Consider the following 14,699-nt stretch of genomic DNA (forward strand, 5'->3'; position numbering starts at 1 on the left):
CCGCCACGAAGGCGCCGCCTGCCCGTGGGGGTCCTCGCCAAGTTTTTCTGGCCCACCCGATTGATCGGGCGCGTGCACATGGGTAGTGATCTGCGGCGCTTCCTCGCCGCAACCGGCTATCCGTCCGAGGGTCTCCTGGCCCCCCGCCCGGCCGACGCAAGCAAAGCAGGTAAAGATGACTGAACTCGACACTTTGGAACAGCAGCTCCTCTCCGACGTTGCCGCGGCCTCCGACGAAGCGGCGATCGAGGCCGTGCGCGTGGGCGCGCTCGGCAAGAAGGGTTCCGTCTCGGACCTCCTGAAGACGCTCGGCACCATGTCGCCGGAAGAGCGCCAGACGCGCGGTGCGGCGATCAACGCGCTGAAGACCCGCGTGACGGACGCGATCACCGAACGCAAGACGGCGCTGCGCGATGCCGCGATCGAAGCGCGCCTTGCGGCCGAGACCGTCGATGTCAGCCTGCCGGTGCGCTCCTCGCCGGCCGAGCGCGGCCGCATCCATCCGATCAGCCAGATCGTCGATGAAATCACCGCTATCTTCGGCGACATGGGCTTTTCCATCGCCGAAGGGCCTGACGTCGAGACCGACTACTATAACTTCACGGCGCTGAACTTCCCCGAGGGCCACCCGGCCCGCGAAATGCACGACACGTTCTTCTTCCCCGCGGATGAGAACGGCGAGCGCAAGGTGCTGCGCACGCACACCTCGCCCGTGCAGATCCGCACGATGGAAGCGCAGAAGCCGCCGATCCGCATCATCATTCCGGGCAAGACCTATCGCCAGGACAGCGACGCCACCCATTCGCCGATGTTCCACCAGGTTGAAGGCCTCGTGGTCGACAAAAAGGCGAATGTCGCCAACATGCGCTGGGTGCTGGAAGAGTTCTGCAAGGCCTTCTTCGAGGTCGACAGCGTCACCATGCGCTTCCGCCCGTCCTACTTCCCGTTCACCGAGCCGTCCTTCGAGGTCGATATCCAGTGCGACCGCTCGTCCGGCCCGATCGTCAAGTTCGGCGAGGGCACCGACTGGATGGAAATCCTCGGCTGCGGCATGGTGCACCCGAACGTGCTGCGCGCCGGCGGTCTCGATCCGGACGAATATCAGGGCTTTGCCTGGGGCATGGGCCTCGACCGCATCGCCATGCTGAAATACGGCATGCCGGACCTGCGCGACTTCTTCAACGCCGACGTCCGCTGGCTGAGCCACTACGGCTTCCGCCCGCTAGACATGCCGACCCTGTTCGGCGGCCTCAGCGCATAACCGGCATCAAGGAGAAATCACATGAAATTCACGCTCTCCTGGCTGAAGGACCATCTCGACACCGACGCCTCGCTGGAAGACATCTGCGCGAAGCTGACGGCGATCGGCCTCGAAGTGGAAGACGTCGATGACAAGGCGGCCTTCAAGCCCTTCGTCATCGCCAAGGTCGTCTCCGCCGAACAGCACCCCAACGCCGACAAGCTGCGCGTGCTGATGGTCGATACCGGCAAGGGCGATCCGATCCAGGTCGTCTGCGGCGCGCCCAACGCGCGCACCGGCCTCGTGGGCGCCTTCGCGGCGCCCGGCACCTATGTGCCCGGCATCGACGTGACGCTTGCCGTCGGCACCATCCGCGGTGTCGAGAGCCGCGGCATGATGTGCTCGGAGAAGGAACTGGAAATCTCCGACAACCATGACGGCATCATCGACCTGCCGGCCGATGCGCCGGTCGGCCAGAGCTATGCCGCCTATGCCGGCCTCGACGATCCGGTCATCGAGATCAACCTGACGCCGAATCGTCCGGACTGCACCAGCATTTTTGGCATCGCCCGCGATCTCGCCGCTTCCGGCCTCGGCACGCTGAAAGCGCCGAAGGCACCGTCCTTCGCCGTCGAAGGCGAAACGCCGGTCAAGGTGAAGCTCGATCTCGGCGGTGACTATCATCTCTGCCCGGGCTTTGCGCTCCGCCTCGTGCGCGGCGTCAAGAACGGCCCGAGCCCGCGCTGGATGCAGCAGCGGCTGCTGGCGATCGGCCTTCGCCCGATCAATGCGCTCGTCGACATCACCAACTACATGACCTTCGACCAGGGCCGCCCGCTGCACGTCTTCGACGCGGCCAAGGTGAAGGGCAATCTTGTCGTGCGCCGGGCGGCGGAAGGCGAGAAGGTGCTGGCGCTCGATACGCGCGAATACACGCTGAACCCGTCGAATATCGTCATCGCCGACGATAATGGCGTGGAATCGATCGGCGGCATCATGGGCGGCGAGCACTCGGGCTGCGACTCGGACACCACCGACGTGCTGATCGAATCGGCTCTCTGGGACCCGATGAACATCGCCAAGTCCGGCCGCTCGCATGGCATCATCACCGATGCGCGCTACCGCTTCGAGCGTGGCGTGGACCCGGAATATATGGTGCCAGGCCTGGAACGCGCCACCGAGCTGGTGCTGGAGTTGTGCGGTGGCACGGCGGCCAAGACCGACGTGGTCGGCTACAAGGGCTATGACGCCAAGGTCGTCGATTTCCCGTTCACGGACGTCAAGCGCCTCACCGGCCTCGACGTCTCGTCGGACGAGAGCGTCGACATCCTGACCCGCCTCGGCTTCAAGGTTTCGGGCTCGGGCGAACGCGTCTCCGTCGCGGTTCCTTCCTGGCGTCCGGATGTCGACGGCAAGGCGGACCTTGTGGAAGAGGTCATGCGCATCCACGGCGTCGACAATATCAAGCCGGCGCCGCTGGAAAGCCATGGCGCGGTGAACGGGCGCATCCTCACCACGCTGCAGATCCGCTCGCGCCTTGCCAAGCGCGCGCTCGCCTCACGCGGCATGATGGAGGCCGTCACCTGGTCGTTCATCCCGAAGGCCCATGCCGAGCTCTTCGGCGGCGGTGCGCCGTCGCTGGCGCTGTCGAACCCGATCGCTGCTGATATGTCCGACATGCGGCCTTCGCTGCTGCCGGGCCTGCTGGCGGCTGCGCAGCGCAATGCCGACAAGGGTTATGGCGACGTCGCGCTGTTCGAAGTCTCCGGCACCTACGAGAACGACAAGCCGGAAGGCCAGCGCCGCGTTGCCGGCGGCGTGCGCCGCGGCACGGCCTCGCTTGCCGGCTCTGGCCGTCTCTGGTCGAACGCCGCCAAGGGTGGCGGCAAGCCGGTCGACGTCTATGACGCCAAAGCCGATGCGCTCGCCGTGATCGAGGCCTGCGGCCTGCCGATGGGCAATGTGCAGATCGAGGCGGGTGCGCCCGCCTGGTATCATCCGGGCCGCTCCGGCACCATCAAGATGGGTCCGAAGGTCGTGCTCGGTTACTTCGGCGAGTTCCATCCGAAGGCGCTCGGCGCCCTCGACGTGTCCGGCGCGCTCGCCGGCTTCGAGATCTATGTCGATGCCATGCCGGAACCGAAGAAGAAGGCGACCCGCACCAAGCCGGCGCTCGACCTCTCGCCCTTCCAGGCCGTCAAGCGCGACTTCGCCTTCGTCGTCGACAAGACGGTGGATGCGGGCGCCATCGTGCGCGCCGCCACCGGCGCCGACCGCAAGCTGATCGCCGGCGTCACCGTCTTCGACGTCTTCGAGGGCGCCTCGCTCGGCGAAGGCAAGAAGTCGATCGCCATCGAAGTCGTCATCCAGCCGACCGACAAGACGCTGACGGACGAGGATTTCGAGGCGCTGACGGCAAAGATCGTCGGCAACGTCGTCAAGACGACGGGCGGCACGCTGCGGGCGTAATTATGTAAAGGCGGGGCGATAACAACGCCCCGCTCGGACCAATTCAAGGCCTGCCGACCTCTCCTCCGTCATCCTCGGGCTTGACCCGAGGATGACACTGTGGGTGGGGTGGGCCTTTTGCGTTTCAGGCATTGCCAATCAACACACCCGCCGCCAGCACGAGGCTGCCGCCGAGCACGACCTGCATCGCCGCGCGCAGAAACGGCGTTTCCATGTAGCGGTTCTGGATGAAGGCGATGGCCCAGAGTTCGATGAACACGACGATCACGGCGATGGTCGTCGCCAGCAGGAAATTCGGGATGAGATAGGGCAGCGCGTGGCCGAGGCCGCCGAGTGCCGTCATGATGCCGGAGGCGAGGCCGCGTTTGACGGGCGAACCGCGGCCGGAGAGCTTGCCGTCGTCATGGGCTGCCTCCGTGAAGCCCATGGAGATGCCGGCGCCGACGGAGGCGGAGAGGCCGACCAGGAACGTCTGCCAGGTATCCTGCGTGGCGAAAGCGGCGGCGAAGATCGGCGCGAGCGTCGAGACCGAGCCATCCATCAGTCCGGCAAGGCCCGGCTGTACGTAGGTCAGCACGAATTGCCGCCGCGAAGTCTGGTCCTCCTCGGCCTTCACATCCACCGGCGTGTGCTCCTCGCCGAGCCTTCGGGCGAGCGATTCATGCGACTTTTCCGCCAGCGCCAGGTCGCCGAGCAGTTTTCGCGTCGCGGCGTCCTGCGTGCGCGAAGCGGCGGTCAGGTAGAAGCGGTGGGCGGCATCCTCCATGGCCTCCGCCTGCTCGCGGATCTTTTCGACCGACATGTTGGCGATCAGCCAGTCGGGCTTTCGCTCCGGGAAGTCGCGCACATATTCGCGCCGCACCAGCGGGATGCGGTCGCCGAAGCGGGCGATATGCCGGTCGATCAGCATCTGGCGGTGATGGCTTTCTTCCTCCGCCATCTCCTCGAAGACACGGGCGGAATGCGGATAGGCGTCGCGCAGCGCATCGGCATAGGCGAGATAGATGCGGCCGTCGTCTTCCTCGGAGGAGATCGCGAGCGCCAGGATTTCCTGTTCGCTGAGCGATTCGAGGCTGCGTTTGCCGGGGCGGAGAAGGCGGGAGAACATCGGCGACTATCCAGTTTAGAATTATTCTAAATATAGGATTCCAGCCGCTGCGGTCAACCTCGACAGAGTGTCGCGGCTAACGCTAGAGTGGTGGCGACAGAGACTGCAAAGGACGCAATGTGACCGCCGCACTGAAGCCGCTTTCCGCAAGCCGCGACACATTGCTGGACCGCCTCGGCCGCCGCCTCGCAGACCGCCTGCAAAGCCAGGCGTCCGGTTACGAGCCCTACACGCCCTCCGACCCGGAAACGCTGGCGCGCACGCTGCGGCCCGGCGACGTGCTGCTGGTCGAAGGCAACCAGAAGGTCTCGGCGGCGATCAAATACCTTACGCAATCGACCTGGTCGCATGCCGCGCTCTTCGTCGGTGACGAGATCCCGCTGACGCTCGACCAGGCGGCGCTGCCCTCGATCGACCGGCCGCAGCTCATCGAGGTCAATCTCGGCGAGGGCTGCGTGGCGGTGCCGCTCACCAAATACCGCACCTACAACACGCGCATCTGCCGACCTGTCGGGCTGACCCCGGAGGATCGCAACATGCTGGTCTCCTTCATGGTCTCGCGCCTTGGCCTCAAATACGACCTGAAGAACATCACGGACATGCTGCGCTTCTTCCTGCCGGCGCCGCCCGTGCCGGTGCGCTGGCGCCGCCGCATGCTGGCTTTCGGTTCGGGCGATCCGACGCGGGCGATCTGCTCCACGCTGATCGCGGAAGCCTTCGAGCGGATCCGGTACCCGATCCTGCCGGATATCGTCCGCTCGCCGGGCCATGCGGCGGCGACCTCGACCTATTCGCGCGAAGAGATCCTGCACATCCGCCACCACTCGCTCTACACGCCGCGCGATTTCGACCTCTCGCCCTATTTCGAGGTCGTCAAGCCGACGCTGAAATACGGGTTCGACTACAAGCGGCTGGAATGGGCGCTGGATCGCGAAGGCCCCTGACCTGCCTGCGGCGATCGGCCGGATTGTATGCGGCCGGCCGGCACCCTATCTTCGGCCCATGACCGAAGATGCTCCCGACCGCCTCTCCCATTTCGCCGCCATCCGTGCCCGTGCGGAGGCGGAGATGCTGGCGATCGGTGTCACCGCCGACTTCATTCCGCTGCTGGTGGAGACGTTTTACGGCCGCGTGCGTGCGCATCCGGAGCTAGGCCCGGTCTTCGACGGCCGGCTTCAAGGCCGCTGGCCGGAGCATATGGCGAAGATGAACCGCTTCTGGTCCGCCGTCGCCTTCAAGGACGGCGGCTATGGCGGCAAGCCGGTGATGGCGCATCAGGGTGTGGCGGGCATGAACCCGCCGCTGTTCCAGACCTGGCTCGGCCTGTTTTCCGCGACGCTGGACGACATCGCGCCCTCGCCGGAGGCGAAGGCGTGGTTCATGGCGACGGCCGAGCGGATCGCGAAGAGCCTGGTGCTCTCGCTCTTCTACAACCCGGCCGACGACGACCCGGGTCTCAAGCGCGCTTAGCTCTTGAGCGGCGAAATCGCGATTTCGACGCGACGGTTCTGCGCGCGGCCCATTTCCGAGGCGTTGGAGGCGATCGGACGCTCCAGGCCGTACCCCATCGCCGACATGCGGCGCGGATCGACACCGCGCGAGGCGAGGTAGTTCGCGACCGAATTGGCGCGGCGGTTGGAGAGATCCATGTTGTAGCCGGCATTGCCGACAGAATCGGTGTGGCCGTCGACGTCGATCAGCGTCTTGTCGAACTTGCGCAGCACGATCGCCACCGAATCAAGCGTCGGATAGAACGGCGGGATCACCTGGTCCTGGTCCGTCGAGAAGGTGACGTTCGACGGCATGTTCAGAACGATGCGGTCGCCCATGCGGGTGACCGAGACGCCGGTGCCCTGCAACTGCGCGCGCAGCTCGGATTCCTGCGTGTCCATGTAATTGCCGATCGCGCCGCCGGCGAGCGCGCCGACACCGGCGCCGATCAACGCGGCATTGCGGCGCTGCACGGGGTTGTTGCCGATCAGCAGGCCGGCCACGGCGCCCACGCCGGCGCCGATCGCGGCACCGCCAGCGGTGTTCGAGACCTTCTGTTCGCCCGTATAGGGGTCAGTCGTCGTGCAGGCAGAAAGATAGACCGCGGCAACCGCGATAACAGCGCATTTCTTGTACATCTAGGCGTCCCCGAGGATTCGATGAATCTGCTTCAACCTAGCGATTGCGGCAGGAACATGAAAGAGGCGGCAGTTTTGCCTAGGCTTCACTGTTTCCGCCGGAGGTGACACCGGCACTCGCCGCGACGACCAAGGCGGTGCCGAGCATCTGGAAGGGCGTCATCGGCTGGCTGAGCACCAGGAAGCCGGCCAGCGCGCCGAGCGCCGGTTCCAGGCTCATCAGGATGCCGAAAGCGGACATCGGCATGCGGCGCAGCGCAATCATTTCCAGCGCATAGGGGAAGAGCGGCACGAGAATGGCGAGGCCGAGCATCATGCCGAGCCCTTCCGGGCTCATCGCCTCGTGCGCGCGCATGAGGCCGAAGGGTGCGGCGGCGACCGCCGCGACGATCAGCGACATGGAGAGCCCTTCCAGGCCCTTGAAAAGCTTTCCGGACTTCTTCATCAGCACGATGTAGGTGCCCCACCCGACGCCGGCGCCGCAGGCGAAGAGAACGCCGACGGGATCGCCGACCCAGCCCTCGCCGTCATGGGAGAGGAGAACGACGCCAATGAAGGCCGCGAGCGGCCAGATCAGCCGCCAGCCGCCGCCAAGCCCCCAGGTCGCGACGGCGAGCGGGCCGAGAAACTCGATCGCCACGACCAGGCCGAGCGGAATGCGGTCGATCGCGGCGAAGAAACAGAGCGTCATGGCCGCCATGGTGGTGCCGAGCGTCAGCGCGCTCTTCCACTGTTCGCGGCTGTAGGAGCGCATGGGCGGGCGCACGATGAGCGCCAGCACGGCGGCCGCCATGACCAAGCGGAGGAACGTCGTGGTCGATGGTCCGTAAGCGTCGATCGCGGTGGCGGAAAACGCCGAGCCGAACTGGATGCTCGACATGGAGGCGAGGCAGAGCAGCACCCCCGAAAAAAGCCCCGCATTGCCGGAGCCGGAAAGCTTGCCGCCCGCTACCACCTGTTGATCTGCCATGTGAGATGCTCCTCCAGGCACCCAGTCCTAGAGGAGGGTCTGCCAGCCGACAAATGGATAATCGTGACGCCTTGCTTCAGGAAAATTGATGCTAAAGTTTGTCAGGGAAAAGTGGAAACCGGTTTTCCCGAAAAGACAAACGAAAACAAAGAAACCTGGAGTCTGTCAGGTTCATAATGAACCTGACAGACTCCAGGCCTCAGCCGGTGATGCCTTTCAGCGTATTGGCGACGTTGGGGCCGATTTCCGGCACGCCGTAGCCGCCTTCCATGACGACGAGCACGGGGACGCCGCTGGCCGCGACCGCGCGTCCCATCGTGATGTAGTCCGGCGAGACGAGCTTAAAGAAGGAGATCGGGTCCTTCTCGAACGTATCGACGCCGAGCGACAGCACGATCACCTCCGCGCCGAAGGCGGCGATGCGCTTCAGCGCGTCGTGAAGGGCGGCCTCCCAGATGGAATAGGGCGTGCCGGGCGGCAGCGGGTAGTTCTGCGTGGTGCCCTCGCCGGCGCCCTTGCCGGTCTCTTCCGCATAGCCAAGGAAGTGCGGGAAGGCTTCGGCCGGATCGCCGTGCAGCGAGGCGAAGTAGACGTCGCCGCGCTCGTAGAAGATATCCTGCGTGCCGTTGCCATGGTGGAAATCGACGTCGAGCACCGCGACCTTCTTCGCGCCCTTGTCGAGGAAGCGCTGGGCGGCGACGGCGGCGTTGTTGATGAAGCAATAGCCGCCGAAACTATCGATGCCGGCATGGTGGCCGGGCGGACGGCACAGCGCGAACGCGGCCTTGTCGCCGCCGGCCACGATATCGGCCGCCGTCAGCGCGGTCTGCATGGAGGAGACGGCGGCTTCCCAGGTGCCGGGCGTGATCGCGGTTTCCGTGGCGTTGCAATAATAGCCGAGCAGGCCGTCGATCTGGGTGGGGATGCGCGGCGAGGTGCGGCGCACCGGGAAGGAGGTGGCGATCGCCTCGCCCCGGTAGCCGGCAGCCTTCCACTTTTCCCAGGCCACTTCCAGGAAGGCGAGGTAGCCAGCATCGTGGACTTTCAGCGCGGTTTCCAGCCCATGGCGTTCCGGCGCGGCAACATCGGTGAAACCGGCATCCTTGACCGCCGCCAAGATCCATTCCGCCCGGAACGGCGCCTCGAAGGGCGGCACGAGTTCGCCACCGTAAAGCTCGGTGCGAGCGTTCCTGAGCTTGTGGTCCTCGGAAAAGATAACGCGCATGAAGGGCTCCCCGTGTTCATTCGGGCGCGACGGTAGTGCATTTTCCGGGCAAGGGGAATCTCTCCCGCGGGGTAGGCCGATGCTTTCTGAACGGCGATCGCCCCCGCTTTCGCGGAGGCGATTGGAACAATGTCGGCGTGTTCAGGCGAGGGCTGCGCGCTGCTGCCGGCCGAGGCCGATCTGCTTGACGAGCAGGATATCGGCTACCGCCACGGCCACGATCGCGATGAGGCCGATGCCGGTGAACGTCAGCCCGCTGCGGGCAAAGAGCAGCACGGCGATACTGCCGATGACCCAGAGCGCATCGCCGGCGATGGCGAAGCGGACCGCGGCAGGCGACGGCCGCTCCTGCCGACCGACGACGAGGTGGAAGGCGCCCCAGACGAGGAAGAAGGCGGCGAAACCGTTGATAACGGCCGGCGTGGCGAGCGGGCCGACGAGGCTGCCGATGGGACCGGAGAGGGCAAAGAGGCCGGCGGCGGCGACGAGCGAGAAGACGCTGTCGGCGAGCATGATGGACTTCAGGAGATTGCGGTTGAGGGTGGCGAACATGGTGGGCTCCTTTCGTTTCGATGGGCTGATCCTGCCGGGAGCGCTGCGGCAAACCAATTACCTTGGAGGTAATGGAAATGATGTCGCGCCTGCTGTTTAGTGCGCGGGACAGCATGAATGGGAGACAGGCATGGAATTCGGCGAACATCTCAAGGAGTGGCGCGGCCACCGGCGCATGAGCCAACTGGAGCTCGCGACCGAGGCCGGCATCTCCTCCCGCCACCTTTCCTTCCTGGAGACCGGCCGCTCACGTCCCTCGGAGGGCATGATCCTCCGGCTCTCCGCCGTGCTCGACATTCCGGCGCGCGACCAGGGCATGCTGTTTTCCGCCGCCGGTTTTCGCCCGCGTTTCGCGACGTCGCCAGCCGCGAGCCTGTCGGCCTTCCCGCCGGCGGTGGCGGAGGCGATCGGCCTTATCCTCGGCCGGCACGATCCCTATCCGGGCGTCGTCTTCGATCACGAATACAATGTGCTGACCGCCAACCAAGCGTTCCTCGGCCTCGCCAGCATGGCGGGCATCGCGGTGTCGCCGGGCGACAATTTCCTCGACGCCTATCTCGGGCCGACGCCGCTGCGCGATATCGTCGTCAACTGGGCGCAATCGGCCGCCGACCTGGTGCACCGCATCCGCGCCGAGGCCTGGTTGCAGGGGCCGCGAAGCCCGCTCCTCAAGCGCATCGAGCGGCTGGCGGCGGCGGACGACATTCAGGCAGCACTTCAAGCCTTTCCGGAAACAGACAGGTTGCCGATCCTGCCGATCGAGATGGCGATCGGCGCGAAACGCTTCAACTGGATCACCACGCTGACCTCCTTCGGCTCCGCGCAGGATGCGCTGGTGCAGGGCGTGCTGATCGAGAGCTTCTTCCCGGCGGATGCCGAGACGCGGGCGCATTTCGAGGGATGATGTCAGCCGTTGATGACGAGCATGCCGCCGACGATGAGCACGGCGCCGAGCGCGTAGCGCAGCGTCAGCGCCTCGCCGAGAAAGAGGCTGGCGAGCAGCGGCACGAAGCAGAAGGTCAGCGCCATGAAGGAATAGCCGATCGTCAGCGGCACCGCCTTCAGCACGAAGATCCAGACGACCGTTCCGGCGCCGTAAATGGCGAGCGCCAGCAGCAGCAGCGGATTGAGCGCCAGCGCGACGAGCCCCTTTACGCCGAATTCGCCGGTCGTGCCGCTCGTCAGCTTGAACAGCACCTGCCCCGCCGCAATCAAAAGCGGCGTGCCGAGCAGGCCGGCCCAGATCGTCGGGCTGTAGCCGCCTGTCGTCACGCGTCGGGCTCCGCGCGGTCTTCCATGTAGAAAATGTCGCGGCCGATATCGACGCAGACATGGCGCGGCGGCACTGGATGCACGGCGCGCAGGAAGGAATGCGTGTAGGGGAAGAAGTTGAAATGCGGGTTGAAGCTGTAGCGGTATTCCCGCTCGCGCGGCACGACGATGATCAGCCGGCGGCGGGCGATGCGGCGCAGCTCGGCGATGGCCTGGCGGTATTCCAGCACATGTTCGATGACATGGGTGCAGACGACCGTGTCGAATTCGCCATCCGCAAAGGGCAGCTGCTCGATCATCGCGGCGACATATTCGACGCCTGTGATGCTCGCCGCATCGTCGACGACGAAATCGACGCCCGTCAACCGCTTGAGGCCGGGATTGCCCGCCTTGATGAAGTTGAGGAGCGCGCCGGTGCCGCAGCCGACATCGCAGACGCTTTCGCCGACGATGGAGGCGACGATACGGTCGATGCAGGCCTGTGAATTGTCCGTGCCGGCGTGGACGCGCGGATGTTCGCGGTAGAGATCCTCATATTCCGCGGCGGTGAGGAAGGGCGCGCGCTCGCGGAATTTCGCGAGCTTGCCGATATGCTTGCCCCAGACCAGGCTCGCCGCCTGCTTGAACAGCGCGGAATCGCGCAGGATCGGCGGCAGCACGTCCTCGATCACGAAGCGGATGCGGTTGGTGGTTTCCCTGTTCATGGTGCTGTCCCGTTCGGTCAGGCCGCAAGATGCCGCGTCGCCTTTTCCGCCCTGCGGGCGGTGCGGGCATACCGGCCGGCGGATTGGTTCATGTAATGGATGCGCAGCTGCTCGGCGCGGGCGCGGGCCAGCGAATCGAGGATCATGCCGGCGGAAAAGACGAGGAACGAGATCATCATCAGCGCCAGCGAGAAGACCCAGGTCGGCATGCGCTCGACGAGGCCCGTGCGGAAATATTCGCCCAGCACCGGCGCCATGAAGCTGAGGCTCAGGATCATGAAGAAGCCGCTGATCGCGCCGAAGAACACGAAGGGCCGCGTTTCCTTCATCAGCATGGCGAACATCCAGAGGATCTTTGCGCCATCCTTGAAGGTGGAGAGTTTCGAATGGGAACCTTCCGGCCGGCGCCCATAGTCGAGCTCCAGCTCGGCGATGGGCATGCGCAGGCGCGAGGCATGCACGGACATTTCCGTCTCGATCTCGAAGCCGCCGGACACGGCCGGGAAGCTTTTGGCGAAGCGGCGGGAGAAGGCGCGGTAGCCGGAGAAGATATCGGAGAAATCGTTGCCGAACAGCGAGCGGAACAGCGTGTTGAAGATGCGGTTGCCGAAGGCGTGGCCCTGGCGTCCGGCATCCGCATGCACGCCGCGGCGCGTGCCGACGACCATGTCGGCGCCCTCGGTGATCAGCGTGCGGATGAGTTCCGGCGCGTCGGAGGCCGCATAGGTGCCGTCGCCGTCGGCCATGATATAGATGTCCGCCTCGATGTCGGAGAACATGCGGCGCACCACATTGCCCTTGCCCTGGCGGCGCTCGCGCACGACGGTCGCGCCCGCAAGGGCTGCGCGCAGCGCGGTCGAGTCGGTGGAATTGTTGTCGTAGACATAGACGCGGGCGGAGGGCAGCGCTGCGCGGAAATTCGTCACGACATCGCCGATCGTCTGCGCCTCGTTGTAGCAGGGCAACAGCACGGCAATCTCAAGGTCTTCCAGCAAGGCTTCCGTCATGACGACGCGGTCTCCGTTGCGGGCCGCCTCATGCGTCCCACCGGTTTTACTATTTCTTGAGAAGGTTAAGGCTAGGTTTTCGCCAGAGTTGAATGGGCAGACAAAGAGGCGAAACGTGTCGAAATCCATGCCTGCAGCCCTGCCGATCGCACCGCAGGAGACGTTCGCCCCGCGCACCGGGATGACCTGGCGCGTGCTCGCCTTCTATTCCGCCATCACCATCGCCCTGCTGCTGGCCCTTTCACTGCCCTTCACCACGGATTATGTCGGCTCCGACAATGACGATGCGATGCGGCTCGTCATGGTGCGCGACCTGCTCGCCGGCCAGGGCTGGTTCGACACGACGCAATATCGCCTGGGGCTTTCGGGCGGCACGCCGATGCACTGGTCGCGCTTCATCGACCTGCCGATCGCCAACCTGATCAGCTTCTTCTCGCTTTTTGCCGGGCAGCAGCAGGCCGAGGCGCTGGCGCTTGCCGTCTGGCCGTCCATTCTGGTCGTCGCGGTGCTCTTCAGCGCGGGCGTCGCCAGCTATCGGCTGGGCGGCACGATGGCGATGCATGCGACGCTGATCCTGACCGCCATCCTCATCCTGTCGCTGAACCGCTTCCAGCCCGGCTCGATCGATCATCACAACGTGCAGATCCTGCTGGTGACCGCCATCACGGCCATGCTGCTTTCGCCCACAAGACGACCACGCGACCACGCCATCGCCGGGGTGCTGGCCGGCTTCGCCATCGCCATCGGCGTGGAAACGACACCGCTGATCGGCGCGGTCTGCCTGATCGTCGCCCTGCGCTGGGCGTGGCATGGCAGCAGCTTCCGGGATGCCGCCACCGCCTATGGCCTTGCGCTGGCGCTGACGACGACCGGCGCCTTCTTCGCGACCGTCGCACCGTCGCATTACAGCCAGGTCACCTGCGACAGCCTGTCCTACGGCTTCTATGCGCTCGCCACGCTCGGCGGGGGAACGCTTTTCCTGACGGCGTCGCTCGCCAGCGCCTGGTCGTTCCGCGGCCGGGTTTTCGCGCTCGCTGGTGCCGGCGCCGTGCTTGCCGCGGCCGTGCTGCTGATCGCGCCTGGCTGCCTGTCGAACCCGCTCGACGCGCTCGATCCGCTGCTGAAAACCTTCTGGCTCGACATGGTCATCGAGGCGCAATCGGCAATCGCGCAGTTCCGCCTCGACCCCACGTCGATCGCCGGCTTCTACGCCACCGGCGTGATCGCGATCGTCGCCTGCCTGCGCTGCGTCTATCGCCGCGAGGCGACGGAACAGCATCTCATCCTGCTCGCGCTGCTGACGGTCGCCTTCGCGATCTCCATCCTCCAGATCCGCGGCTCGATCTTCGTCTACGTGCTTGCCGCCATCCCGCTCGGCCGGATGGTTGCCAGGCTGCGTGAGGCCTCGAATGCCGCGCCGAAGAACCTGAAGCTCGGCGCCGCCTTCGCCGGCCTGACACTCGCCTCGACGCCCGCCAGCTGGGCGCTCGCCGGCGCCCTCCTGCCCGGCCAGTCCGGCGATGTGCTGCGCGCCGAACTTTCGAGCAAGCCGAAGCTGCCCGCCTGCAAGGACCAGTCCGTGCTGGCGCCGCTTGCCCACGAACCGATCGGCGTCGTCGCCGCCGTGTCGGATCTCGGCGCGCCGATCCTGCGCTTCACCGGCCACCGCGTGCTGTCCGCGCCCTACCACCGCAACCAGGGCGGCATGCTGACGGAGCTGCATATCGGCCTTTCCAACCCGCGCCAGGCGGAAGCATTTTTGCGCGGGGCCAAGGTGACGCTGCTCGCCTTTTGCCCGGGCAATTCGCAAATCAAGATGATCGCCAAGGCCGAGCCGGACGGGCTCTATGCCGGCCTGCTGAAGGGCAAGGTGCCGGACTATCTGGAACCGGTCGAGGGCGCGCAGGGGCCGGTGCTAAAGCTCTACCGGGTGAAACCCGAATAGGTCGCTTTTTGGCGCGCGACAGCTGGGGATGCCGGCTGCGGCACCCTGTCATCCGCCGCCAAACGCACTACACTTTGC

General features: G+C 65.6%; 14 protein-coding genes. 6 read left to right on the plus strand and 8 right to left on the minus strand.

Features of this window, described 5'->3' with window-relative positions; genetic code table 11:
- Positions 1–175: 175 nt before the first annotated feature.
- Positions 176–1,261: a phenylalanine--tRNA ligase subunit alpha gene (gene pheS / locus AC1RWL_RS15520; RefSeq protein ID WP_439614829.1), complete on the plus strand. Its 1,086-nt coding sequence runs from the start codon at positions 176–178 to the stop codon at positions 1,259–1,261.
- Between the two features lie 21 nt (positions 1,262–1,282).
- The gene (gene pheT, locus AC1RWL_RS15525; protein WP_493095211.1) at positions 1,283–3,709 is read left to right on the plus strand and encodes a phenylalanine--tRNA ligase subunit beta; all 2,427 of its coding nucleotides are present in this window, start codon (positions 1,283–1,285) and stop codon (positions 3,707–3,709) included.
- Between the two features lie 124 nt (positions 3,710–3,833).
- Here pheT and mbfA read toward each other — a convergent pair whose 3' ends face one another.
- The gene (gene mbfA / locus AC1RWL_RS15530; protein WP_493095212.1) at positions 3,834–4,817 is read right to left on the minus strand and encodes an iron exporter MbfA; all 984 of its coding nucleotides are present in this window, start codon (positions 4,815–4,817) and stop codon (positions 3,834–3,836) included.
- A gap of 119 nt (positions 4,818–4,936) precedes the next feature.
- Here mbfA and AC1RWL_RS15535 point away from each other — a divergent pair, with 119 nt between their 5' ends.
- Both AC1RWL_RS15535 and AC1RWL_RS15540 read left to right on the plus strand, forming a co-directional pair.
- Positions 4,937–5,761, plus strand: a complete 825-nt coding sequence (locus AC1RWL_RS15535; RefSeq protein ID WP_439614827.1) for a C40 family peptidase — start codon at positions 4,937–4,939, stop codon at positions 5,759–5,761.
- A gap of 58 nt (positions 5,762–5,819) precedes the next feature.
- The gene (locus tag AC1RWL_RS15540) at positions 5,820–6,287 is read left to right on the plus strand and encodes a group III truncated hemoglobin (RefSeq protein ID WP_439625773.1); all 468 of its coding nucleotides are present in this window, start codon (positions 5,820–5,822) and stop codon (positions 6,285–6,287) included.
- Here the strand turns inward: AC1RWL_RS15540 and AC1RWL_RS15545 are convergent.
- The 4 genes from AC1RWL_RS15545 to AC1RWL_RS15560 all read right to left on the minus strand — a co-directional run bounded on the left by AC1RWL_RS15545 (position 6,284) and on the right by AC1RWL_RS15560 (position 9,693).
- Positions 6,284–6,946, minus strand: a complete 663-nt coding sequence (locus AC1RWL_RS15545) for a YiaD family glycine zipper/OmpA-like lipoprotein (protein ID WP_493095213.1) — start codon at positions 6,944–6,946, stop codon at positions 6,284–6,286. The two genes, AC1RWL_RS15540 and AC1RWL_RS15545, sit on opposite strands and share 4 nt — an antisense overlap.
- Before the next feature lie 79 nt (positions 6,947–7,025).
- Entirely contained in the window at positions 7,026–7,916 is an 891-nt protein-coding gene (locus AC1RWL_RS15550) for an EamA family transporter (protein ID WP_493095215.1), read from the minus strand.
- Positions 7,917–8,115: 199 nt separating this feature from the next.
- Positions 8,116–9,141 carry a histone deacetylase family protein gene (locus AC1RWL_RS15555; RefSeq protein WP_493095216.1) on the minus strand — a complete coding sequence of 342 codons (1,026 nt, stop codon included), beginning with the start codon at positions 9,139–9,141 and terminating at the stop codon, positions 8,116–8,118.
- A gap of 141 nt (positions 9,142–9,282) precedes the next feature.
- A complete protein-coding gene (locus AC1RWL_RS15560) occupies positions 9,283–9,693 on the minus strand; it encodes a hypothetical protein (RefSeq protein ID WP_493095217.1) in 411 nt (136 codons plus the stop codon).
- A 130-nt stretch (positions 9,694–9,823) separates the two neighbouring features.
- On the opposite strand from AC1RWL_RS15560, the gene AC1RWL_RS15565 reads away from it, so the two are divergent.
- Complete coding sequence (locus AC1RWL_RS15565) at positions 9,824–10,597, plus strand: helix-turn-helix domain-containing protein (protein WP_493095218.1); 774 nt, start codon at positions 9,824–9,826, stop codon at positions 10,595–10,597.
- Positions 10,598–10,599: 2 nt separating this feature from the next.
- Here the strand turns inward: AC1RWL_RS15565 and AC1RWL_RS15570 are convergent, their stop codons facing one another.
- Genes AC1RWL_RS15570 through AC1RWL_RS15580 form a run of 3 tightly spaced genes read right to left on the minus strand, consistent with a single transcriptional unit; the run spans position 10,600 to position 12,676 of the window.
- Positions 10,600–10,965, minus strand: a complete 366-nt coding sequence (locus tag AC1RWL_RS15570) for a DMT family transporter (RefSeq protein ID WP_493095219.1) — start codon at positions 10,963–10,965, stop codon at positions 10,600–10,602.
- Positions 10,962–11,669 carry a class I SAM-dependent methyltransferase gene (locus AC1RWL_RS15575; RefSeq protein ID WP_493095220.1) on the minus strand — a complete coding sequence of 236 codons (708 nt, stop codon included), beginning with the start codon at positions 11,667–11,669 and terminating at the stop codon, positions 10,962–10,964. The genes AC1RWL_RS15570 and AC1RWL_RS15575 overlap by 4 nt, the downstream gene beginning before the upstream one ends.
- Positions 11,670–11,686: 17 nt before the next feature.
- A complete protein-coding gene (locus AC1RWL_RS15580; RefSeq protein WP_493095221.1) occupies positions 11,687–12,676 on the minus strand; it encodes a glycosyltransferase in 990 nt (329 codons plus the stop codon).
- Between the two features lie 127 nt (positions 12,677–12,803).
- On the opposite strand from AC1RWL_RS15580, the gene AC1RWL_RS15585 reads away from it, so the two are divergent.
- The gene (locus AC1RWL_RS15585; RefSeq protein ID WP_493095317.1) at positions 12,804–14,621 is read left to right on the plus strand and encodes a hypothetical protein; all 1,818 of its coding nucleotides are present in this window, start codon (positions 12,804–12,806) and stop codon (positions 14,619–14,621) included.
- Positions 14,622–14,699: the final 78 nt, after the last annotated feature.

Source organism: Shinella sp. GW821-FHT10F02 (assembly GCF_058809275.1).